At 71.8% G+C, this 22701-nt stretch carries 18 protein-coding genes; 9 read left to right on the top strand and 9 right to left on the bottom strand.

Annotation, left to right across the window (positions count from 1 at the left end; translation table 11 throughout):
- Positions 1 to 12: 12 nt before the first annotated feature.
- Together P3X83_RS00390 and P3X83_RS00385 are read right to left on the bottom strand one after the other, a co-directional pair.
- Positions 13 to 1542, bottom strand: a complete 1530-nt coding sequence (locus tag P3X83_RS00390; RefSeq protein WP_277303190.1) for an ABC transporter substrate-binding protein — start codon at positions 1540 to 1542, stop codon at positions 13 to 15.
- A gap of 242 nt (positions 1543 to 1784) precedes the next feature.
- Positions 1785 to 2975 carry a diaminopropionate ammonia-lyase gene (locus tag P3X83_RS00385; protein WP_277303189.1) on the bottom strand — a complete coding sequence of 397 codons (1191 nt, stop codon included), beginning with the start codon at positions 2973 to 2975 and terminating at the stop codon, positions 1785 to 1787.
- 119 nt (positions 2976 to 3094) lie between these two features.
- On the opposite strand from P3X83_RS00385, the gene P3X83_RS00380 reads away from it, so the two are divergent.
- Genes P3X83_RS00380 through P3X83_RS00370 form a run of 3 tightly spaced genes read left to right on the top strand, consistent with a single transcriptional unit; the run spans position 3095 to position 6063 of the window.
- Positions 3095 to 3754, top strand: a complete 660-nt coding sequence (locus tag P3X83_RS00380) for a GntR family transcriptional regulator (protein ID WP_277303188.1) — start codon at positions 3095 to 3097, stop codon at positions 3752 to 3754.
- Positions 3755 to 4828, top strand: coding sequence for a histidinol-phosphate transaminase (locus P3X83_RS00375; RefSeq protein WP_277303187.1), 1074 nt, complete (start codon positions 3755 to 3757; stop codon positions 4826 to 4828). It begins immediately after the preceding gene.
- Positions 4829 to 4839: 11 nt separating this feature from the next.
- On the top strand, positions 4840 to 6063 hold the full coding sequence (locus tag P3X83_RS00370; protein WP_277303186.1) for a pyridoxal phosphate-dependent aminotransferase: 1224 nt from the start codon (positions 4840 to 4842) through the stop codon (positions 6061 to 6063).
- A gap of 18 nt (positions 6064 to 6081) precedes the next feature.
- Here P3X83_RS00370 and P3X83_RS00365 read toward each other — a convergent pair whose 3' ends face one another.
- The 4 genes from P3X83_RS00365 to P3X83_RS00350 form a co-directional block, all read right to left on the bottom strand.
- The gene (locus tag P3X83_RS00365) at positions 6082 to 6378 is read right to left on the bottom strand and encodes a hypothetical protein (RefSeq protein WP_277303185.1); all 297 of its coding nucleotides are present in this window, start codon (positions 6376 to 6378) and stop codon (positions 6082 to 6084) included.
- A 96-nt stretch (positions 6379 to 6474) separates the two neighbouring features.
- Complete coding sequence (locus P3X83_RS00360; RefSeq protein ID WP_277303184.1) at positions 6475 to 7635, bottom strand: serine hydrolase domain-containing protein; 1161 nt, start codon at positions 7633 to 7635, stop codon at positions 6475 to 6477.
- A 30-nt stretch (positions 7636 to 7665) separates the two neighbouring features.
- Entirely contained in the window at positions 7666 to 8043 is a 378-nt protein-coding gene (locus P3X83_RS00355; protein WP_277303183.1) for a hypothetical protein, read from the bottom strand.
- A gap of 61 nt (positions 8044 to 8104) precedes the next feature.
- Entirely contained in the window at positions 8105 to 8725 is a 621-nt protein-coding gene (locus P3X83_RS00350; RefSeq protein ID WP_277303182.1) for a winged helix-turn-helix transcriptional regulator, read from the bottom strand.
- Between the two features lie 86 nt (positions 8726 to 8811).
- Here P3X83_RS00350 and P3X83_RS00345 point away from each other — a divergent pair, with 86 nt between their 5' ends.
- Positions 8812 to 10023 (top strand): pyridoxal phosphate-dependent aminotransferase, encoded by a 1212-nt coding sequence (locus P3X83_RS00345; protein WP_277303181.1) that lies wholly within the window; start codon positions 8812 to 8814, stop codon positions 10021 to 10023.
- A 16-nt stretch (positions 10024 to 10039) separates the two neighbouring features.
- On the opposite strand, the gene P3X83_RS00340 is transcribed toward P3X83_RS00345, so the two are convergent.
- Both P3X83_RS00340 and P3X83_RS00335 read right to left on the bottom strand, forming a co-directional pair.
- The gene (locus P3X83_RS00340) at positions 10040 to 11389 is read right to left on the bottom strand and encodes a GTP cyclohydrolase IIa (RefSeq protein WP_277303180.1); all 1350 of its coding nucleotides are present in this window, start codon (positions 11387 to 11389) and stop codon (positions 10040 to 10042) included.
- A gap of 97 nt (positions 11390 to 11486) precedes the next feature.
- Positions 11487 to 13025, bottom strand: a complete 1539-nt coding sequence (locus P3X83_RS00335; RefSeq protein ID WP_277303179.1) for a DASS family sodium-coupled anion symporter — start codon at positions 13023 to 13025, stop codon at positions 11487 to 11489.
- Positions 13026 to 13729: 704 nt separating this feature from the next.
- Here P3X83_RS00335 and P3X83_RS00330 point away from each other — a divergent pair.
- Entirely contained in the window at positions 13730 to 15460 is a 1731-nt protein-coding gene (locus tag P3X83_RS00330; RefSeq protein ID WP_277303178.1) for an ABC transporter ATP-binding protein, read from the top strand.
- Positions 15457 to 17301 carry an ABC transporter ATP-binding protein gene (locus P3X83_RS00325; RefSeq protein ID WP_277303177.1) on the top strand — a complete coding sequence of 615 codons (1845 nt, stop codon included), beginning with the start codon at positions 15457 to 15459 and terminating at the stop codon, positions 17299 to 17301. The genes P3X83_RS00330 and P3X83_RS00325 overlap by 4 nt, the downstream gene beginning before the upstream one ends.
- Positions 17302 to 17340: 39 nt before the next feature.
- On the opposite strand, the gene P3X83_RS00320 is transcribed toward P3X83_RS00325, so the two are convergent.
- On the bottom strand, positions 17341 to 18477 hold the full coding sequence (locus tag P3X83_RS00320) for a trypsin-like peptidase domain-containing protein (protein WP_277303176.1): 1137 nt from the start codon (positions 18475 to 18477) through the stop codon (positions 17341 to 17343).
- 130 nt (positions 18478 to 18607) lie between these two features.
- On the opposite strand from P3X83_RS00320, the gene P3X83_RS00315 reads away from it, so the two are divergent.
- The 3 genes from P3X83_RS00315 to P3X83_RS00305 all read left to right on the top strand — a co-directional run bounded on the left by P3X83_RS00315 (position 18608) and on the right by P3X83_RS00305 (position 22688).
- Complete coding sequence (locus P3X83_RS00315) at positions 18608 to 19840, top strand: hypothetical protein (protein WP_277303175.1); 1233 nt, start codon at positions 18608 to 18610, stop codon at positions 19838 to 19840.
- 108 nt (positions 19841 to 19948) lie between these two features.
- A complete protein-coding gene (locus P3X83_RS00310; RefSeq protein ID WP_277303174.1) occupies positions 19949 to 22198 on the top strand; it encodes an acyl-CoA dehydrogenase in 2250 nt (749 codons plus the stop codon).
- A gap of 163 nt (positions 22199 to 22361) precedes the next feature.
- Positions 22362 to 22688 carry a hypothetical protein gene (locus P3X83_RS00305; RefSeq protein WP_277303173.1) on the top strand — a complete coding sequence of 109 codons (327 nt, stop codon included), beginning with the start codon at positions 22362 to 22364 and terminating at the stop codon, positions 22686 to 22688.
- Positions 22689 to 22701: the final 13 nt, after the last annotated feature.

Genomic DNA, 22701 nt, shown 5'->3' with positions numbered 1-22701 from the left:
TCGATCCTCTGGCTACTTGACGACCACGGACTCGATCCGCAGCCTGCGGAAGGCGTCCACGCTCACGTCGCCGACCCGCTTGGAGTGCCCGGACATCGTGCCCTGGTACCACAGCGGCACGTACGGCATGTCCTGCAAAAGCGCCTTCTCGGCCTCGGCGTACTTGGCGGTGGCGGTCTCGGTGTCGTGGGCGGCGGCGCCGTCGCGCAGCAGCTTCTCGAACTCGTCGTTGGCGTAGCCGGAGAAGTTCTCTCCCGCGTCCTGGGTGAACAGCGGCTTGAGGTAGTTCTCCGGGCTGGGGAAGTAGAAGGTCCAGGCGGTGCGGAAGGCGGTGTCGACCTTCCCGCTGCCCAGGTCGCCGAGCAGGACGGCGAGCTTGGGATACGCCTTGGTCTGCACGTTCAGGCCAAGGGACTTGGAGATCTGCCGCGCGGCGGCCTCGACCCATTCCTTGTTCTCGGGCGCGTCGCTGTTGTAGCCGATGGTGAAGGAGCCGCCGGGAACACCGCCGGCCTCGTCGAAGGCCGCCTTGGCCGCGGCGGCGTCGTGACGGCACAGCGTGCCGCAGGCGTCCTGCGCGGCGCCGGGGACGACGGGCGGGACGAAGCCGGTCGCGGGCGTGCGCGTGCCTCTGAAGATCGCCTTGGTGATGGCGTCCCGGTCGATGGCCATGGAGACGGCCTTGCGCACTCCGGCCGACTTGAACTTCTCGCTCTTCACCGGGAAGCCGAGGTACTCCATCCGGCCGCTGGGAGATTCGCCGAAGCGGTCCCCGAGCTGGCCCTTGGCCTCGGTGATCCGCGCGGTGGGCACGGCGGGCAGCACGTCCAAATTGCCGGCGAGCAGGTCGTTGTAGGCGGTGTCGAAGCTCTGGTAGATCTTGAAGTTGACGCCCATCGCCTTGGCCTTGACGCCGGCGTAGGAGTCGTTGCGGCGCAGGGTGATCAACTGGTCGTGCTGCCAGGCGTCCGCCATCGCGAAAGGACCGTTCCCGATCGGCCGCTGCTCGAACGCCCGGGGGTCGGCGTAGGCGACGGACGGCAGCGGCGAGAACGCCGGGTAGCCGAGCAACTGCTTGAACTGCGACCACGCGCGGGACAGCTTGATCTCGAAGTTCAGGTCGTCGATGACGTTCAGGCCCGTCATCTTGTCCGTCTTTCCGGACCTGACGTCGGCGTAGCCCTCGATGTCGCCGAAGACGTATGCGTTGAGCTGCGCCGACTTCTTGGCGGCGGCGAAGTTCCACGCGTCCACGAACGAGCGGGAGGTGACCGCCTCGCCGTTGTGGAATTTCCACCCCGGTTTGAGGGTGACCTTCCAGTGCTTGCTGTCGTCGCTCTCGATGCTCTGGGCGACGTCCAGCCGGATCTGGTTGGTCTTGACGTCGAACGTCACCAGTGGCGTGAACAGCGCGGACACGACCTGCGAGCCGTAGACCTCTGAATAGTTGGCCGGCAGCAGCGAGGAGGGTTCGAGGATCGCCGCGGAGAACGACCCCTCCTTGCCTGCGGCCGGGGCGCTCCCACAGGAAGCGATGGACAAGGACAGAACTGAGACTATGCCGACGGCCGCAAGGCCTCTGGCGCGAAGGAACACAATCCTCCCACCTCTGTTGGTTTCGTCGATGGACGCCGGATCAGGCGGTCGGTTGACAACGGGCAGTCGAGGCAGGTCCCCCACACGCTTCTAACTGCGTTCTGCACACAGAATGCAGATGTGTGCGCGCCGGTGTCAAGAAGGTGTCGGGAAGAACTTTCCTGGGAAAACGCCCGCCGAATCGGACATTACCCCGCAAATAGCCTGGCGGTGTCCGGGTGGTCGGTCACGGTGGAAAGGGCTCCCACGATGTGCCGGTAGCTCTCGCGGTCGCTGGCGCCCTCGGTGTTCAGCAGCAGGATCGTGCTCTCGGGCGTCAGGCCCAGCTCGGCCCGGATGCCGGAGTCCTCCGACACCAGCAGCGCGCCCGCGAGTGAGGCGGCGCCGCTCTCTCCCGACTCGACGCCGCTCTCCGCGAAGATCCGCATGGCCTCGCGGGCCGCCCGGTCGTCCACCGTGATGGACGCGCCGACGGTGCCGAGCAGGATCGGCCAGGCCACCACGCTCGTCTCGCCGCAGTTCAGGCCCGCCATGATGGAATAGTGCGGCCCCGGGACGGTGGTGCGGACGCCGGCCCGCAGCGAGCGGTGCACGCAGTCGGCGCTGTCCGGCTCCACGGTGGCGACGCGCGTCGCCGGGCGCGGGCCGAAGTGCAGGCAGACGGCCGCGGCGAAGGCGCCCACCCCGGCCGGCACGATCACCAGGTCCACCGCGGCCTCGGGATCGAGCCCGCGCTCCACGAGCTGCTCGTCCAGTTCGAGGAAGATCGTCGAGTAGCCCTCGATCACCCGCCTGGGCACCGTCTCGTATCCCGGCCAGGCGGTGTCGGAGACCAGGATGGCGTGCGGATCGCGGTCGGCCTGCACGGCGGCGTAACGCACCGCGTCGTCGTATCCGGCGAACACCCGGACGACCTCCGCCCCCTCGCTCTCGATCGCCGCGGCCCGTGACGCCGACACGTCCACCGGCACGTAGATGCGGGAGCGCAGGCCGAGGAGCCTGGCCATGTGGGCCACGGCCCGGCCATGGTTTCCGTCGGTGGCGCAGGTCAGCAGGTGGTCCCGGAGCGGCCCGGCGGCCCGGCGCAGCTCCTCGAAGGAGATGCCGGGATCCAGGTCCAGGCGCTCGCACAACGTACGATGAATGCCCCACGACGACCCGAGGATCTTGAACGAGGGCAGCCCGAGGCGGGTCTGCTCGTTCTTGATCAGGACGCTGCCCACCCCCATCCGCCGTGCCAGCTCGGGGGAGTCGGCGAGCGGGCTGGGGGCGTAGCCCGGCATCGACCGGTGGAATCGTCGGGGGGCGTCGCGGGGATCCTCGCCGAGGCCCGGCGTTCTGGTGACTCTCGGTGATCTGTGAAGGGCGAAATCGGGCATGATACGGCCTCCGGGAGGGGGCGGGATGGGAATCGCGATCAGAGTAGCGCTGCTGCACTCTGAGTTCAGTATGTAGTATTCTCATGACTACATCACCGAAAGCATGCCCTGGAGACGAGATGGCGGTCGCCCGCAAGCTCTTGCGTGAGCAAGTGAGAGACGAGATCCTCGATCGTCTCCTGCAAGGCAGATTTCCCGTGGGCTCTCGTATCAACGAGGTCCATCTGGCCGCCGAGATCGGCGTCAGCCGCACCCCGCTTCGCGAGGCGCTGGCGAGCCTGGCGCAGGAAGGCATCCTCGACGCCCGCCCGAACCGAGGCTACTGGGTCGCGGCGCTCAGCGAGCGGGACATCCGCGAGAGCTACCCGATCATCGCGCAGCTCGAAGTGCTCGCGATCACCCTCTCCGACCCCGATGAGCTCGCCGCCCTGGCGCCGCGCCTCATCGAGCTCGCTGAGCGGATGGCGGCGGCCGGCGACGTCCGCGAGACACAGCGCGCCGACGACGAGTGGCACGCCAGCCTGCTGGAGGTCTGCCCCAACGGCCGGCTGATCGACATGATCAACGACACGAAACGCGTGGTCCATCGCTACGAACACGCCTACCTGGGCGATCGGGAGAGTGTCCAGGAGTCGCTTCACCAGCACACGCGCATCGCCGAGGCGCTGGCCGCCCGGGATCTGGCCGCGGCCGCCCGCGAGTTGGAGAGCAACTGGAAGACCTCGATGTACCGCCTGCTCGCGCGGATCAACGGGACATCAGACGACACCGGAGAATGAATGTCACCCCTGCTGGTCCGTGCTGATCTGCGGACGGCCCGCCCGTACGACAACCGCCCGTTCCCCTCGGCCGGGGCTCCGGTCGCGCCGCTGAACAACAACGAGAGCCCGTTCCCGCCACGGGGCCGTCACCTGGAGGCGCTGCGCGACGCCGCCGCCGGGGCGCTGGCCACCACCAACCGGTACCCGGACACCGACCTGACAGCCCTGCGCACGGCACTGGCCCGATATGTCGGGCATGACGTACGGCCCGACATGGTCTGGCCGGGCAACGGCTCCAACGAGGTGCTGCTCCATCTCCTGCTGGCCTACGGCGGCCCCGGCCGCACGGCACTCGGGTTCGGTCCCACGTACTCCATGCACGAGCGGATCGCCGCGATCACCGGCACCCGGTGGGCGGCGGGCGCTCGCGGCGGCGACTTCGGCCTCGACGCAGAGACCGCGTCCGCCGCCGTGCGGGCGCACCGGCCGCACCTCGTCTTTCTCTGCGCGCCCAACAACCCGACGGGAACGCCGCTGGACCCCGCGACCCTGGACGCCGTCCTGAGCGCGGCGCCGGGGCTCGTCGTCCTCGACGAGGCGTATGTCGAGTTCTCCCGCCTGGGCAGCCGGGCCGGAATGCTCTCCGATCACCCTCGGCTGGTGATCTCCCGGACCATGTCCAAGGCGTTCGGCTTCGCCGGGATCCGAGCGGGCTTCCTGCTCGCCGCGCCGGGCGTGCTGGAGCCGCTGCGCCTGGTCGCGCTGCCGTACCATCTGTCGACGCTGACGACGGCGGTCGCGCTCGCCGCGCTGGAACGTTCCGAAGAACTCCTGGCGCACGTCCCCGGCATCCTCGCCGAGCGCCGGAGGGTGCGCGACGCGCTGGTCCGCGCGGGACACGACGTCGCGCCGAGCGACGCGAACTTCCTGTTCTTCGACACCGGCGGCGACTCCACGCACGTGGCGTCCCGGCTCGCCGCGCACGGTGTGCTCGTCCGCGATCTGGGCCCGGCCGGCTGGCTGCGCGTGACGGTGGGGAGTCCCGATGAGAACGACGCCTTCCTCAGAACCCTCGCCGACTCGTCATCGTGAACGGAGAAACCATGTCCATCGGATTGAGCGAACGAGCGGGCGCCATCGCGGGCTCCGCGACCATGGCGGTCTCATCGCGGGCGGCCGAGCTGCGGGCCGCCGGGCATCGCATCGTGAGCTTCGGCGCGGGTGAGCCCGACTTCCCCACCCCCGGACACATCGTCGAGGCGGCCCAGCGGGCCTGCGGAGACCCCGTCAACCATCGTTACACCTCGGCGGCGGGACTGCCGGAACTGCGCAGGGCCGTCGCCGAGACCATCCTGGCGGACACCGGCCTCACCGTCGCCGACGGCGACATCCTGGTGACGAACGGCGCCAAGCAGGCCGTCTACCTCGCCTGCATGGTCCTGCTCGACGGCGGCGACGAGGCGCTGATCCCCGCCCCCTACTGGACCACCTACCCCGAAGCCGTACGGCTGGCCGGCGCGACCCCCGTCACCGTCCACACCGGCGATCGCACCGACTACAAGGTGACGCCCGAACTCCTGGACGCGCACGTGTCGCCGCGGACGAAGGTGCTGTTCTTCGGCTCGCCCGCCAACCCGACCGGCACCGTGTACACCCCGGAGGAGACCCGGGCCATCGGCGTCTGGGCGGCGCGGCGCGGCATCTGGGTGATCAGCGATGAGATCTACCAGCATCTCGTCTACGACGGAGCCGTCGCCCGGTCCATGCCCGCCGCGGCCCCCGAGGTGGCCGGCCGGTGCCTCGTCATCGGTGGGGTGTCCAAGACCTACGGGATGACCGGGTGGCGCGTGGGCTGGATCTACGGCCCCACCGCCGCGATCAAGGCGGCCGTCAACTTCCAGTCGCACATGTCGTCCAACGTCACCAATGTCGCCCAGGTCGCCGCGATCTGCGCGCTGCGCAACGGCCGCCCGGGGTTCGACGGCGTACTGGCCGCCTACGACCGGCGCCGCCGCCTGATGGTGAACGTCCTGCAGGGCATCCGTGGCGTCGACTGTCCCACCCCGCAGGGCGCCTTCTACTGCTTCCCCTCCGTCAAGCGCCTGCTCACCAAGTCGATCCTCGGCCACTCCTTCGCGAACACCGCCGAACTGGCGACGTTCATCCTGGACGAGGCGTCGGTGGCGCTGCTGCCCGGTGAGGCGTTCGGCGCCCCCGGCTGCCTGCGCCTGTCCTACGCCCTGGACGACCAGAGCCTCCAGACCGGGCTGGAACGCCTGCAGCGGCTGCTCAGCTCCCAGGATCTCCCGCGCGCCCACGTGCACTGACCGGGGAGCGCGCGGCCGTCAGCTCTGACGCATCCGGTCCTGGGCCAGGCGGCGGACGTACATGTCGGCCTCGACCCGGTGTTCGGGCTCAAGGGACGCCCACCACTCGTGGTAGCGCAGCTCGCGCGCCGCGCGCTGCTCGTCGGCGCGCGCCGTCGCGAGGTCGTGGCGCTGCTCGTCGGTGACCCGCGCCTCCCCGGCCGCGACCTTGGTGGGCGGCGGATGCCCGGCGGCGATCTCGGTGACCCGCTCGCTCGCGGCGAGGAAGGTCACCATCGCCAGCACGACGCTTTCCGGTGGGTCGAACTCGGCCACGGCGGGAACTCCTGGTTGATCCGGTGCGCGTCGAGTCTATGTACCGCGTGTCGCCTGACCTGGGATCATTCGGTATCGCCCCGGCAAAGAACCGGATCACATGGCCTTGCGGACCGCCGCCAGCAGATCGGCGGCGCGGGAGTCGGGCGGGCCCGCGACGATCCGGTTCATGACGTAGCCGAAGGCCAGGCCGCTCGCCGGGTCGGCGAAGCCGAGCGAGCCGCCGTAGCCGGGGAAGCCGAAGGCGGCCGTGGTGTACCAGAAGGCGTCGGGGGTGGGCAGGCCGAAGCCGGTGCCCAGCCGGGACGGCACGCGCAGCACCCGGTCGAGCCCGGCGGCCCGCTCGGCGATGGCCGCCGCCAGGACGTCGGGCCTGAGGATCCGGTGCCCGTCCACCTCGCCGATCAGCGCGGCGTAGAAGCGGGCCAGGGAGCGTGCCGTGCAGACGCCGTTGGTCGAGGGCATCTCGGCGGCCAGCTCGCGGGGGTCGTTGTGGTCGAGCGCGGGCTGGAACGCGAACGTCGCGCGGCTGGTGAGCGAGGTGGGGTCGGCGTAGGCGGCCATCATGTCGCGCATCGGCTCGGGCAGGGCGTCGAGGTCGATCCGGGCGAACGCCTCCATGTCGAGCGGCGTGGCGATGACCCGGCCGGTGCGGTGGTGCTCGGACTCCGGCAGGCCGATCCACAGGTCCAGGCCGAGGGGGGCGGCGATCTCGTCGGCCAGGAACGTGCCGATCGTGCGGCCGGTGGCGCGGCGGACGACCTCGCCGACCAGCCAGCCGTAGGTGTGGGCGTGGTAGCCGTGATCGGTGCCGGGCTCCCAGTTGGGTCGCTGCGCGGCCAGCGCGGACACCACGGGTTCCCAGGCGACGGCGTCGGCGGGGGTCAGCGGGTGGTCGAACGCGGCGAGCCCGGCCTGGTGGGTGAGCAGCCAGCGGACCGGGATGTCCGCCTTGCCGTTCGCGGCGAACTCGGGCCAGTACGCCGCGACGGGCGCGTCGAGGTCGAGTTCGCCGCGCTGGGCGGCGAGGTGTGCGCACGCGGCGGTGACGGCCTTGGTGGTGGAGTACACCACCTGCACGGTGTCGCGTTCCCAGCGGCGGTCGCGCCCGGGGTCGGCCAGGCCGCCCCACAGGTCGACGACCTTCCGTCCGTGCAGGTAGACGCCGACGGCGGCGCCCCCTTCGCCCAGGCCGGCCGCGAACACCTCGCGCACCTCTTCGAACCCCGGTGCGGTCTCCCCATCGATCTCGGGCATGCGTCATCGCCTCTCATGGTGCGGTTCAGGTCAGTCGCGCCACTTTCCGACTATCCAGGCGCAGAGTTCGGGCTCGGTCATCTCGGGGAACTCGGCCGCGAACGTGGCGAGGGCGCGCAGCGCCTCGTCGTTGTCAAGGCCGCGTGCGATCGCCGCGTTGAGGTAGTCGCGGCGGGCGAGGGTGGGACGGCCGCCGCCCGCACCCCGGCCGGGCAGGCCGTCGCGCCATCGGACGATCTCGCTCACCCGGTCGGGGCGCCAGCCTGGCGTGCCGTCCACCTCGACGTCGGGAGCGGGGAACGGGTGATCGGAGCCCTCCGGGTGGCGTGAACGCCACTTGTGCACGGCGTGCCTGCTCACCCCCAGTTCCCCGGCGACGCCGATGACGCCCAGATAGTGCTCGGTCATGGTTCTTTAACTACCACGACGCTAGCGCCCCGCTAGAACATCGTCAACATGAGAGACAAAGTTAGAAGGCGGCGCGGACGGCGTCGGCGAGCGGGGTGTCGCCCTGCACCCGGGCGCCGGTCACGTCGTGCGGCTCCGCCGCGCCGGTGACCAGGAGATGGCAGGCGTCGGGGGTGAGGGTGAGCGTGGCGTCGGCCTTGGGGGCCGCGCCGTCGTGGTAGGTGGCGCCGGCGGGGGTGAGGTCGAGGTGGAAGGCCCCCTCGTCGAGCCGCACGTCGAGGATGCCCTCGGCGGCCACCCCGCCCAGGCGGCGGATCAGCGGAATGGCCGACCAGTGCGCGCGGACCGCGTCGGTGGGGCGGGGGGCGCCCAGCTCGGCGCCGCCCCACTCGGCGAGCGCGGACAGCGCCGGGAGCAGCGCCCGCCCGCGCGCGGTGAGGTCGTAGGCGTGACCGGTGGCGGGCGAGGGCAGGCGGCGGCGCTCGACCACGCCGTCGCCCTCCAGCTCCTTCAGCCGGGCGGCCAGGACGTCGGTGCTGACCCCGGGGAGGTCGGCGTGCAGGTCGGTGTAGCGACGTGGCCCGGACAGCAGCTCACGGACGATCAGCATCGCCCAGCGCTCCCCGATGACGTCGAGGGCGCGGGCGATCGCACAGTGCTGGTCATAGCTGCGGCGTCCCATGGCACCATTGTAGGCAAAGACTTGGACTTTCCAAGGAGATACTTGGTAGAACCAAGTAACGCGAAATCGAGGTGGAGGCCGTCGCGATGGAGTTCAGGCAGTCGAGCAAGCTGTCCGGGGTCTGCTACGAGATCAGGGGTCCGGTGATCGAGCAGGCCAACGCCCTGGAGGAGGCCGGGCACAGCGTGCTGCGGCTCAACACCGGCAACCCGGCGCTGTTCGGCTTCGAGGCCCCCGACGCCATTCTCCAGGACATGATCCGCACGCTGCCCGCCGCCCACGGGTACAGCGACTCGCGCGGCATCCTGTCCGCGCGCCGCGCCGTCGCGCAGTACTACCAGGGGGCGGGCGTGCCCGACGTCGAGGTCGACGACATCTACCTCGGCAACGGCGTGTCGGAACTGGTCGCGATGGCCGTGCAGGGCCTGCTCGACGACGGCGACGAGATGCTGATCCCGAGCCCCGACTTCCCGCTGTGGACGGCGGTCACCCGGCTGGCCGGGGCCCGGCCCGTGCACTACACGTGCGACGAGGGCGCCGACTGGTTCCCCGACCTCGACGACATGGCCTCGAAGATCACCGATCGCACCCGGGCCATCGTGATCATCAACCCGAACAACCCCACCGGGGCCGTCTACTCCCGTGAGCTGCTGGAAGGCGTGCTCGACCTCGCCCGCCGCCACAACCTGATGGTGTTCGCCGACGAGATCTACGACAAGATCCTCTATGACGACGCCGTCCACCACTGCGTCGCCACGCTCGCGCCCGACGTCTTCTGCGCCACCTTCGGCGGCCTGTCCAAGGGCTACCGGGTGGCCGGGTTCCGCTCCGGCTGGATGCTCCTGTCCGGCCCCAAGCAGCACGCCAAGGGCTACATCGAGGGGCTCAACACGCTGGCCGGCATGCGCCTATGCCCCAACGTGCCCGGCCAGCACGCCATCCAGGCCGCGCTGGGCGGCCGGCAGAGCATCAACGACCTGGTGCTGCCCGGCGGGCGGCTGAGCGAGCAGCGCGACCGCGCCTGGGAGCGGCTCAACGAGATTCCCGGCGTGTCCTGCGTCAAGCCGCGCGGCGCGCTGTACGCCTTCCCCCGCCTCGACCCCGCGGTGCACAAGATCCACGACGACGAGCGGTTCGTGCTCGACCTGCTTCTCCGGGAGAAGATCCAGGTCGTCCAGGGCACCGGCTTCAACTGGCCGCGCCCCGACCACTTCCGCATCCTGACCCTGCCCCATGCCGACGTCCTCGACGCCGCCATCAGCCGGATCGGCCGCTTCCTCGCGGGCTACCGCCAGTGACCAGGGCGGTGGGGGGCTACTGGGGTTTCGTCGTGCGCTCGGCCATCAGGCGGTAGGGCTGGCGCGGCCGTCCCGCGTGGGAGTTCCTGACCGGCGGCAGCGCCCAGGCCAGGCCCTCCTCCGCGAGGTTCTGCAGCACCCGCCGCGCGCTGCGCGGTGCGACCCCGAGCACCCTCGCCACCGTCTCGGCGTCGACCACCATCGCCTCCGGCCCGTCGCCGAGCCGGGTGACCAACCGGTCGAGCACCTTGAGCGCCTTGGCCCCGGCCGCCGGTTCGCTGACCGGCTCGCCGCGCCTCGGGCGCACCGGCAGCGACAGCGCCGCGCCGTCGCCGCCGATCAGGAACGCCGCCGTGGCCCCCGTGCCGCGCGCCCGCTCCACCGCGGCCAGCGCGTTGGCGTCGGCGTCGCGCGCGGTGTGGCCGAGCCCGATGCCGACCTCCACCGCCACCCCGAGTTCGGCGCGGACGCGGTCCATGAACGGCGCGACGCGGAAGCCGTCGGTCATCCGCGCCAGCGCGCCGACGGTGGCCGTCACCACGTAGCCGTTCTCATCGCGCGGCACCACGGTGGCGCCCAGCAGCCGGACCTCGGCCAGCAGCGCCCGGTGCAGCGACAGCTTCAGCTCCTGCTGCCAGTAGTTGCCCGGCCCGGAGTCGCCCGGCCGCACCGCGGCGGCCAGCTCGACCAGCACGATCGCGATCTGCGACTCCGCCATGCGGTTGCCGGTGCCGAGCAGGACGGCGGTGTTGAGCGCCAGCCGCAGCGTGTGCGCGGGCGGCGTCATCCGCACCACCGGCACCCCGACGGCCTCCAGCCTCCCGGCGACCGCGCGGATCGTGGTGAGCGCGGCCGAGGTGGCCCCGTCGCGGTGGAGCTTCTCGTGGAAGTCGACGTGGAAGTCGATGAGCTCGCGCGCCGACTCGGGCCGCTGGTGCTCCGAGACGTGCACGCCCTCGATCGGCACGCCGATCTCCGCGTACGCCTCGGCGACGTCGGCGCGGCAGACCGAGTCGACGCTCACCCTGGCCGGGTCCGCCTTCCCGGCGAGCACCCCGCGCAGCAGCCCGGAGTACAGCACCGCGCCGCCGACCGGCACGAACGTGGCCGGGACGGTGAGCTCACCCGACCGCCTGGCCAGGTCGTGCTGGAGCGGCCCGGTGAAGAGCACCGCGTCGACACCGTCCACGATCTTGGCGAGCTTCTCGTGGGCCTCGTCCTCGCCCGCGTGCGGCGCGCCGACCAGTCGGAACGCGGCGGCGTCCGGCAGCTCCGCGCCGATGTGGATGAGCTGTTCGACCAGGTCGTGGGGGCCGGCCACGCCAATAGCGATCTTCGAACGGGCCTCGGACCGCAACCGATCCACCGTCAAACCCCCTAGGTCGTTCTCCGGCCTTCGTCAGGGTTGCGAACTGTATTATGCGCCCAAGTGATGACATCCGCCGCCTCGCCCTCCGGAGTCGTCATGCGAGGCCGGCCAGGCGGGCCATCAGCGTGACGCCCGCGACGATGACGATCGCGCCGAGCACGTCGAAGACCAGGCCGGACCGCAGCATCCGGCCGATCGGCACCATGCCCGAGCCGTACACGATCGCGTTGGGCGGGGTGGAGACGGGCAGCATGAACCCGTAGGACGCGCCGAAGATCGCCGCCAGCGCCGGGACGACGGGATCGACCCCGGCGGCGGCCGCGATCGGCAGGATGATCGGCACCACCACGCCCACGCTCGCCGTGTTGCTGGTCGTCTCGCTGATCACGATGGCCACCACCGTGGCCAGCACGGTCAGGCCGAGCGTCGAGGACGCGCCCAGCAGGCCGGCCACGCCGTCGCCCACGCTCGCCGCGAGCCCGGTCCGCGACATCAGCCCGCCCAGCGCGATCCCCGAGCCGAACAGCAGGATCGTGCCCCAGTCGATCCGAACCGCCTCGTTCCAGGTCAGCGTGAACCGCCTGGCCCGCCAGTCCACCGGCAGCACGAACAGCAGCACGGCGGCGAGGACGGCCACCGCCCCCTCGTCCAGGTGCGCGAGCACGTCCCGGTAGGCCGCCGAGTCGTCTCCGGCGGCCAGCGCGACCACCCCGGGCAGCACCCACAGGGTCACCGCCGTGCCGAACGCGACCAGGGCGTTGCGCTCCCCGGCCGACATCCGGCCCAGCCGCGCCCGCTCGGCGGCGACGTAGGCCGCGGCGCCGTCGATCCGGCGCGACTCCGGCCGGTTGAGCCGCAGCAGCACCACGCACAGCACCGCGAACATCACCAGCACGATCGGGGCCGCGGCCGCGACCCAGGTGAAGAACGGGATCGGCCGGCCGGTGGCGTCCTCGATCAGGCGGCGGCCGATCAGGTTGGGCGGCGAGCCGATCGGCGTCAGCAGGCCGCCGATGGAGGCGGAGTAGGCCAGCATGAGCATGGTCGCGGCGGCGAACCGGGGCCGCGCGGACCCGGCGGGGCCGCCCGCCGTCATGAACCCGGACAGCGCCGAGACCACGCCGAGCGCGGTCGGCAACAGCATGGCGGTGGTCGCCGTGTTGGACACGAAGGCGCTCAGCGCCATCGTGGTCACCCCGAACACGATGATCGTGCGGTGGGTGGACGCGGCCACGCCCGGCAGCGAGAGCATCCGGTAGGCGAACCTGCGGTGCAGGCCGTGCCGCGTCATCGCCTCGGCGATCACGAAACTCCCGATGAGCAGGAAGATCGTCGGATTGGCGAACGCGCCGAACACCTCGGCCGCCGGGGCCACGCCGGTCAGCACGCACAGCGCCAGGCCGAGCGTCGCGGTCATCGGGATCGGCACGGCCTCGGTGATCCAGGCCACCACCACCACGCCGAGGATCGCGGCCAGCCCGCGCTGCGCGCCGGGCAGGCCGGAGGCCGCCAGCCAGACCCCCGCCCCCGTCAGCGGCGCGAGCCACAGCCCGGTCGTACGGCGGGCGCGCTCGAACCGCTCCTCGGCGGGGCTGAGCGTCTCACGGATCTCGTCGAGCGTGCGGTAGGTCATAACGGAGATCGTTCATGCGATCACGCTGCGCGACAAGACTGTAATGGTGACAATGCGTGGTCGCCGAAGTCAGTTCTGTGGTGGCGCTCTTAAATCGTTTGATCGGTCGTAATACCCTGTTAAGGCAGGAGCGTCAGACGAGGGGCCGCCGAGGGGGGAAACCAGGCGCGGTCTGCCGAACGGCCCCGATCCGCGTCGCCGGATCATCGCCGGATCACCACCGGAAAACGTCGTGACACCGCCGGAACACCGCTGCCGGGCTCAGTGGTGCCACGACCAGGTACGCACTGCTCAGCACGTCCGTTCAGGTCCGCTCCGCCATGTTCCGGCCGCAGAAACGCCCGCACGGGGTCCGCCGCGCCACGCCCGCGCGCCGGAGCGCCGGCCCTATGCCGCCCGGTCCACCACGCCCGAGGCCCGTCCCTACCGCGCCCTCCGGCCCGATCCCCATCCACCCCGACCCACGCCCCCGGCCCGACCCCGGCCGCCCCGCCTCCCGTCCTCCGTCCGTACTCGATCGTGTCCGCCTGCGCGAATCAGTCAGTCCTGCATCAGCCCGAACCCCGCGTCGATGAGGAGTGCCCCGCCCAGCGATGACTTCCGACAGCAGAACCTCCGCGCCCCCGGCCCCTACTCCTGATCCCGCTTCCCCTACCTCCGTCCCCGCCGGCCGATCCCGGCTCGCCGCCAACTCCCTGTGGCGGATGAAGTCGTACCTCCGCCCTTACGTCGGCCGCCTGATCGTCCTCTGGCTCGCGGCCTCGCTCGGGATCGCCACCGGAATCGCGATCCCGCTGGTCAGCCGTGAGGTCGTGGACGGCCCCATCGCCCACCGCGACCCCAGTGGACTGCTCCCGCTCGGCCTGCTGGCCCTCGCGCTGGGCTGCACCGAGGCGTTCCTCACCTTCCTGCGCCGCTGGACCCAGATCGGCCCGGTCCTCGGCCTGGAGACGGTGATCAGGGACGACATCTACGAGCACGTGCAGCGCCTGCCGATGAGCTTCCACGGCGCCTGGCAGTCCGGCCAGTTGCTGTCGCGGGTGACCACCGACCTCTCGGTGATCCGGCGCTTCTTCGGCTTCGGGATGCTGTTCCTGGTGATGAACATCATCCAGTTGGTCATCGTCACCGGCCTGCTGCTGCACCTGCACTGGCCGCTCGGCCTGCTGGTGGCGGCCTCCGCCGTCCCGCTGGTGGTCATGTCGCTGCGCTTCGAGCGGCGCTACATCCGCATCTCCCGGCAGGTGCAGGACGAGCAGGGCGACCTGGCCACGTTCGTCGAGGAGGCCGCGGTGGGCGTCCGCACCATCCGGTCGTTCGGCCGCAGGCACCACGTCTACGACATCTACGACGAGTCCGCGCGCAGGCTCTTCCGCAGCTCGATGGACAAGGTGCGGCTGTCGGCCAGGTTCTTCACCTTCCTCACCGTCCTGCCGAACTTCACGCTCGCCCTGGTGCTGCTGCTCGGCGCGCTCGGCGTCGGGAGCGGGACGCTGACCCTGGGCACCCTGGTCGCGTTCACCACCCTGATGCTGTCCCTGGTCTGGCCGATCGCCTCGCTCGGCCACATCCTGGCCATGGGGCAGGAGGCGATGACCGCCGCCGACCGGGTCATGGAGGTCCTCGACACCGAGCCGGACATCGTCGGCGGCCCCGCCTCCGTCGAACTGCCGCGCGGGCACCTGCGGTTCGAGGGCGTCGGCTTCCACTTCACCGGGGAGGAGGACCGGCCGCTGCTGCGCGACGTGTGGCTGGACGTGCGTCCGGGGGAGACCGTCGCCGTGGTCGGGGCCACCGGTTCCGGCAAGACCACGCTGACCGCGCTGGTGCCCCGGCTGCTCGACGTCACCGGGGGGCGGGTCACCATCGACGGGCACGACGTGCGCGACCTGCCCCTGCCCGTGCTGCGCTCGGCGGTCGCGACGGCGTTCGAGGAGCCCACGCTGTTCTCGATGAGCGTGCGGGAGAACCTGTCGCTGGGCCGCCGCGACGCGACCGAGGAGGAGATGCGCGAGGCGCTGGAGATCGCCCAGGCCGGGTTCGCCTACGACCTGCCGTGGGGGCTCGACACGCGGATCGGCGAGCAGGGTCTCTCGCTGTCCGGAGGGCAGCGGCAACGGCTCGCGCTGGCCAGGGCCGTGCTCAGCCGTCCGAGGATCCTGGTCCTCGACGACACCCTGTCGGCCCTCGACGTCGAGACCGAGGCGCTGGTGGAGGAGGCGCTGCGCAACGTGCTGCGCGACGCCACCGGCCTGATCGTCGCCCACCGGGCCTCCACCGTGCTGCTCGCCGACAAGGTCGCGCTGCTCCGCGACGGCACGGTCACCCACGTCGGCACCCACCACGAACTGCTGGCCCGGGTGCCGGAGTACCGCGAGCTGCTGGCCCAGGACGCCGGGCTCGACAGCGAGGACCAGCGGGAGGCGCTGCGATGACCGTCTCCGAAACCCAGACCGCCCCGGAGGGGCAGGACTGGCGCGGCGTCGCCAGTGAGAACCAGGACGAGCTGTCCGAACAGGTCTCGGTGCTGCTGCGGGCCCGCTCCCGGCGGCTGCTCGGCGAGCTGCTGCGCTCCCACCGCAGGGCCATCGCCGTGCTCATCGTCATCATCGTGGTGTGCAACGCCGCCGCGCTGTCCATCCCGTTCCTGGTGAAGATCGGCATCGACGACGGCATCCCGCCGATGCTGGAGGGCCGGGGCTCCGGCACACTGCTGCTCATCGTCGGGCTGATCCTGGCGGCGGCGCTGATCCAGGCGTTCACCCGGCGCGCGTTCCTCACGCTGTCCGGACGGATCGGCCAGGACATCCTGCTCGAACTGCGCAGAAGGGTGTTCGACCACTTCCAGAAGCTGTCCATGGCCTTCCACGAGCGCTACACCTCCGGGCGGGTCATCTCCAGACTGACCTCCGACGTGGAGGCCATCGCCGAACTCCTGCAGTCCGGCTTCGACAGCCTGGTCACCGCCGTGCTGACGCTGGCCGGGACGGCCGTGCTGCTGCTCGTCCTCGACGTCCACCTGGGCCTGGTCGCGTTGCTCCCGCTGCCGGTGCTGCTGTTCCTGACGGGATGGTTCCGGCGGAAGTCCGCCGTCGCCTACCGCAGGACCCGCGAGACGGTCGCGCTGGTGATCGTGCACTTCGTGGAGTCGATGACGGGCATCCGGGCCGTGCAGGCGTTCCGGCGGGAGCCGCGCAACCAGGAGATCTTCGGCGAGCTGAACCAGAACTACCGGGAGGCGAACGCCCGGAGCATGCGGCTGGTCGCGGTCTTCATGCCGGGGGTGAAGCTGATCGGCAACGCCACCATCGCGGTGGTGCTGGTGTACGGCGGGTGGCTCGCCGTCCAGGGTGAGGTGCTGGTCGGCGTGCTCGCCGCGTTCATGCTGTACCTGCGGCAGTTCTACGAGCCGATGCAGGAGATCAGCCAGTTCTACAACACCCTGCAGTCGGCGGGCGCGGCGCTGGAGAAGCTGTCCGGCGTGCTGGAGGAGGAGCCGGAGGTGGCCGAGCCCGCGTCGCCGTCGCCGCTCCCGGAGCCCAGGGGAGCGGTGACCTTCGAGGGGGTGGAGTTCTCCTACGTGCCGGAGATCCCCATCCTGCACCGGCTCGACCTGCGCATCCCGGCCGGGCAGACGGTCGCCGTGGTGGGCGCGACCGGCGCGGGCAAGACCACGCTGGCCAAGCTGATCTCCCGCTTCTACGACCCGCGCGCGGGGCGGGTGCTGCTGGACGGCCTGGACCTGCGTGACCTCGACGAGGTCACGCTGCGCCGCGCGGTGGTCATGGTGACCCAGGAGAACTTCCTGTTCACCGGCACGGTGGCGGAGAACATCAGGTTCGGGCGCCCGGAGGCGTCCCGGGCCGAGATCGTGGCGGCGGCCAAGGCCATCGGCGCGCACGACTTCGTCGCCGGGCTGCCCGACGGCTACGACACCGAGGTCGGCAAGCGCGGCGGGCGGATGTCGGCGGGACAGCGCCAGCTCATCGCCTTCGCCAGGGCCTTCCTCGCCGACCCGGCGGTGCTGATCCTGGACGAGGCGACCTCCAGCCTGGACGTGCCGAGCGAGCGGCTGGTCCAGCGGGCGCTGCGCACGATCCTCGCCGACCGCACGGCGCTGATCATCGCGCACCGGCTGTCCACCGTCGAGATCGCCGAGCGGGTGCTGGTGATGGACGGCGGGCGGGTGGTCGAGGACGGCTCGCCCGACCGGCTCATCGCCACCTCGGGACGCTTCGCGGGCCTGCACCAGGCGTGGCTGGACAGCCTGGCCTAGCGCCGGGGCCCGGCGACCGGCCCCCGCTCGGTGAGGGGGCTAGTCGCTGGGCAGCTCGCTCAGCTTGACGTCGACCGTCTGGGTCGAGCCGTCCGGGCGCATCACCTTGACCTTGGCGGTCTGACCGGGTTTGAGGGTCGCCAGCACCTCGGACAGGGCGGCGACGGTCAGCGTCTCCGTGCCGTTCACGGACAGCACGATGTCGCCCGCCCGGATGCCCGCCTGGTCGGCGCCCCCGCCCTTGGCGACCCGGACGATGTTGACCCCGGCCGGGCTGCCGTCGGCGCCCACCGCGCCGCTGACTGTGACGCCCAGCGCGGCCCGGCGGGTGTTGCTGACCTTGCCCTGCGTGATGATCTGGTTGGCGATGTCGGTCACCGTGCTGCTCGGGATCGCGAAGCCGATGCCGGGGGCCGCGCCGCCGCCCAGCTCGGGGTTGGTGGCGGCGAGCGTGGGGATGCCGATCACCTCGCCCTGCAGGTTGACCAGCGCGCCGCCGCTGTTGCCGGGGTTGATCGCGGCGGAGGTCTGCACCGCGTTGGTGATCGTCGCGCCGGGCGTGCCGCTGCTCTCGGGCTCGGAGACCGTACGGCCGAGCGCCGAGACGATGCCGTTGGTGACGCTGCCGGACAGGCCCAGCGGGTTGCCCATGGCGAGCACCATCTGGCCCACCCGCAGCTCGCCGGAGTCGCCGAACCTGGCGGGGATGAGCCCCCGGGCGTCGGACACCTTGATCACCGCGAGGTCGCCGATCGAGAAGGCCTCCACAAGCACGGCGTCTCGCGGCGAGCCGCCGGTCGCGGGGGTGACCTGGAAGGTCCGCGCGCCGCCGACCACGTGGGCGTTGGTGATGATGTGCCCGGCCGTGTCGTAGATGACCCCCGACCCGAGGCCGGTCTTGGTGGTGATCTGCACGATCGACGGCAGCACGGCGGCGATGACCTTCTCGTTGGTCTGCTCGACGGCGAGCGCGCTGTCGGGAGGGGTCACGGGCGGCCCGGCCGTCTGGGTGGCGCCGGGGGTCGCCGGCGTTCCGGTCGGCGTGCCGGGGGTCGCGGTGGCCGTCACCGTCGGCGTCGCGGTCTGCCTGCCGCCGATGGGCGCCCCGCATCCCGCGCTCACGGCCAGCGCGACCGCGCAGAGGGCGAACACGAGCCGCCGAGTCACGTTCCCCATCCCTTCCCCATCCCCGGTACGTTCCCCGTCCCGGCGATGAGTAGTCGCGCGGTTACGCACGGGCTCCACGGCGTCGTTAACGAGGGGGCGGGGGGCTGCGGGCGAGCCCCGGGTGACGTAGCCTGCGGCCATGGCGGACCTTGACGATGCCACAGCCCCAATGCCCCGAGTGCGCGCCGACGGCAGGCCCGCCGATCTACCGTCGTCCTCTTCCGGCCCCGACCCCGACAAGACGGCCTCCCGTAAGCGTGAGCCGGCCTCCGGTGATCGGGAGCCGGCGGCGGCATCGGGGGGTTCGGTCGCCGCGTCGCGTGCGGGAGGCTCCGGCGCCGCGACCGGGGTGCGGGGGAGGGAGGACGCCAAGTCGCGGGCGCAGATGTTCGTCGAGGTCGTGGGGGCCGACGACATCGACACCACCGCCGACCTCCGCTCGTCGAAGCCCGCTGGATCGTTCCCTCGCCGGCTGCCGCCCGCCCCGCCGTCGCGCCCGCCGGGCCAGTTCTCCTCGCTCCTGCCGGGCGGCGGCCAGTACGGCGCCTCCGGTGGCCCCGGTGGCCCCGGCGGCTCCGGCGGCTCCGGCGGTAAGGCCCCGGGTAAGCCCGCCGCCGCCGCACCTGGGCCGCGCGGCCTGCTGGGTCGTGCCTCCGAACTGCCGGTGCGCATCGTCTACACGGTCGGGGCCACCATCGCGACCGTGGTCATCGTGCTGCTGATCTTCGTGGTCTTCTCCGGCGACGAGGCGCGGAACAAGCCCGACGGCCAGGCGGGGGCCGAGGTCGTGGTCCGCGACTCCGGCGCGGCGACGCCCAGCCCCGCCGCGATCGTGGTGCCGGCCGCCCCGAAGGCCAAGGCCCTGCCGGTCTACGCGGGCGCGGGCAGCGTGGTGATCGGCCTGGTGGACGACGCCAAGGCCGGGCTCGGCTACTCGCGGCTGGGGGCTCCCTGGGTTCCGGCGGCGTCCACGCCGTTCTCGACGGCGCAGCGCGTGGGCAAGTGGCGCGCGCCGTACACGATGCTGGTGTCCGGGCAGTTGCCCGGCACGGCCCCGAAGTCGCTGACCGGCGACGCGGCGCTGCGCAAGGCCGCCGTCTCCGGGGCCAAGTGGGCGTTGCGCACCTACCATCCGGCGGGGGCGACGCTGGCCTGGACGGGCAGCGCCCGGATCGCCGGGGGTAAGGGCTGGGCGCTCACCTACACGGCGACCTACCAGATCGACGGCAGGAAGCGCACTTCGCGCACGGCGATCGCGGTGGCCGACATAGGCCGCGCGAAGCCGGGCATGGTGCTGATGACGGTCCCCGACACCCGCAAGGCGTTGTGGCCCGACATCGCCAAGGTGGTGAACGGCATCACGATCCGCTAGGGCGGAATCCTCATTTTCCGGGCTCGCAATGGAACGATATTCCAGAATATGATTCTGGGAGCGAGGGAGAGCGCGAGCCGAGCGGGTCACCCGCGGGGAAGGTGAACAATGGCGATCGGGTTGAGCGAGGAACACCAGGCGCTCAGGGAGTCCGTGCTCGGCTGGGCCGAGCGGAACATCCCCGCCGAGGTGGTCCGTGCGGTCGTGACCCGCGCGAAGGGCGATCCGTCCGCGTCGGCCGTCCGACCCGGCTTCTGGGACGGCCTGGCCTCCCAGGGGCTCCTCGGCCTGCACCTGCCAGAGGAGCACGGCGGCTCCGGATACGGCCTGCTGGAGGCGGCCGTCGCGGTCGAGGCACTGGCCGAGCGGGTGGCCCCCGGTCCCTACCTGCCCACCGTGCTCGCGGGCGCCGCCGTCCTCGCCTCGGGCGGCAAGGCACCAGCCGAGCTGCTGCCCGGGATGGCCGGCGGCGCGCTGGCCGGCGCCGTGGCGCTCGGCCGCGGCCTCACCGGCGTCCGCGACGGCGACGGCGACGGGCCGCTGACCGTCACCGGGACGATCGAGCCGGTACTCGGTGGCGCCGACGCCGACCTGCTCGTGCTGCCGGTGACCACCGACCGCGGCGAGGAGTGGATCGCGGTCGGGCGGGAGAGCGCGACCGCGACCCCGATCCCCGCGCTCGACCTGACGCGCGGCGTCGCCAGGGTGACGCTGGACGGCGCCGCCGTCCCGGCCGAGCGGGTGCTCGGCGGGCTACGGCGCGGCCTGGTCCGCGACCTCGCGGCGATCCTGTTCGGCGCGGAGGCCGCCGGGCTCGCCGCCTGGTGCGTGTCCTCGGCCGCCGCGTACGCCAGGGTGCGCGAACAGTTCGGCCGCCCCATCGGCCAGTTCCAGGGCATCAAGCACAAGATCGCGCGCATGCGGGTAGAGCTGGAAAAGGCCCGCGCCACCGTCTGGGACGCCGCCAGGGCCGCCACCCTTGGCGGTTCCGACGGCTCGGGTCGGGAGGAGGCGGCGTTCAGCGCGGCGGTCGCGGCGGTGACGGCGCCCGATGCCGCGTCGCAGTGTGCGAAGGACGCCATCCAGACCTTCGGCGGCATCGGGTACACCTTCGAGCACGACGTCCACCTGTACTACCGGCGTGCCCTCACCATCCGGGCCCTGCTCGGGCCGTCGGCGGATTGGGCCTCGGCCGTGGCCGGGCGGGCGCTCGCCGGTGTGACGCGCAAGATGGAGATCGACCTCCCGGCGGAGGCGCAGCCCGCCCGAGAGCGGTTGCGCGCCGAGATCGCCGAGATCGCCGGCCTGGGCGGCGTCGAGCAGCGGCGGGCGCTGGCCGCGAGCGGCTTCGTCATGCCGCACCTGCCCCGGCCCTGGGGCCGCGACGCGACCGCGCTCGAACAGGTTCTCATTCACCAGGAACTGCGGGCGGCGGGCGTCCGCCCGCCGCAGTTGATCATCGGCGCGTGGGTGGTCCCGTCCCTCGTCGCCTACGGCACGCCCGAGCAGCGCGAGCGTTTCCTGCCGCCCACCCTGAGCGGCGAGATGATCTGGTGCCAGCTTTTCAGCGAGCCCGGAGCGGGCTCCGACCTGGCCTCCCTGTCGACGCGCGCCGAGCGCGCGCCCGGCGGATGGCGGCTCACCGGCCAGAAGGTCTGGACCTCCATCGCCCACGTCGCCCAGTGGGCGATCTGCATCGCGCGCTCCAGCCCGGACAAACCCAAGCACAAGGGCATCACCTACTTCCTGGTGGACATGAAGGCCCCGGGTGTGACCGTCCGGCCGCTGACCGAGATGACCGGCGAGAACATGTTCAACGAGGTGTTCCTGGACGACGTGTTCGTCCCCGAGGAACACGTCGTCGGCGAGGTGGACGACGGCTGGCGGGTGGCCCGCAACACCCTGTCCAACGAGCGCGTGTCGCTGTCGGGGGGCGCGGGACGCACCGGCTCGACCGTCCCCGACCTGCTCGCGCTGGCCGGACGCCTGGGCCGCGACCCGTCCCCGGCCGACCTGCTCGAACTCGGTGCCGTGGTCAGTGAGGGGCACGCCCTCGAAGCGCTGGCGCTCCGGGTGACCCTGAAGCAGATCGCGGGCGGCGAGCCGGGTGGCGAGGCGTCGGTGCGCAAGCTGCTGTCCACCACGCACGCGCAGCGCGTCGCCGAGTGCGCGGTCTCGCTGCTCGGCCCGGCGGCCGTGACCGCCCCCGACACCCGGCTCGGCGGCCCCGGTTACTGGACCCGCGCGGCCCTCGGCACCCGCGCGATGACCATCTACGGCGGCACGACCGAGGTGCAGCTCAACATCATCGCCGAGCGCATGCTCGGGCTTCCCCGCGACCCGGAACCCGGTGCATGAGTGGCGAGGCCCCAGGTGAGGGAATGAAGTCTGGCACGGCGGCAGGCGAAAAGAACCGGAACGAGGCCTGCTGACACCGGGAGGCCGTGATGAACGCCAGCGACCCCATGACGAACCCTTTCCGGCCGGTCGTCCAGACCAGGTCACAGACGGTTCGGTGGTCATGACGGTGCTCCGCGTGCTCGTGGTCCTGTGCTGCCCGGCCGTCCTGTCCCTCTCCGCCCTGGCCTGCGGCGCGACGCCGGGCGGCGAGCGGCTGCTGATCGCGAACACCACGAGCGACACCCTCAGCGTCCGGGGCCGCCTGAACGAGCGGCCGTTCGCGGTGCTGCGCCCCGGCGAGGACACCGCGATCAGCTTCCCGGGGTGGATGTGCGAGGAGCGCGCGCCGGGCAACTCCCTGGTCGCGACGGCGGGCAACGGAACGACCTACACGTACGGTCCACCGCTCTGCAACGGCGGCGAATGGGAGATCGGCTCCCGCCCCTGAGCGTTCCATCCCG

It is taken from the genome of Spongiactinospora sp. TRM90649 (assembly GCF_029382225.1).
In the GTDB taxonomy this organism is placed as follows: domain Bacteria; phylum Actinomycetota; class Actinomycetes; order Streptosporangiales; family Streptosporangiaceae; genus Spongiactinospora.
This window is presented reverse-complemented; position numbering and strand designations above follow the sequence as displayed.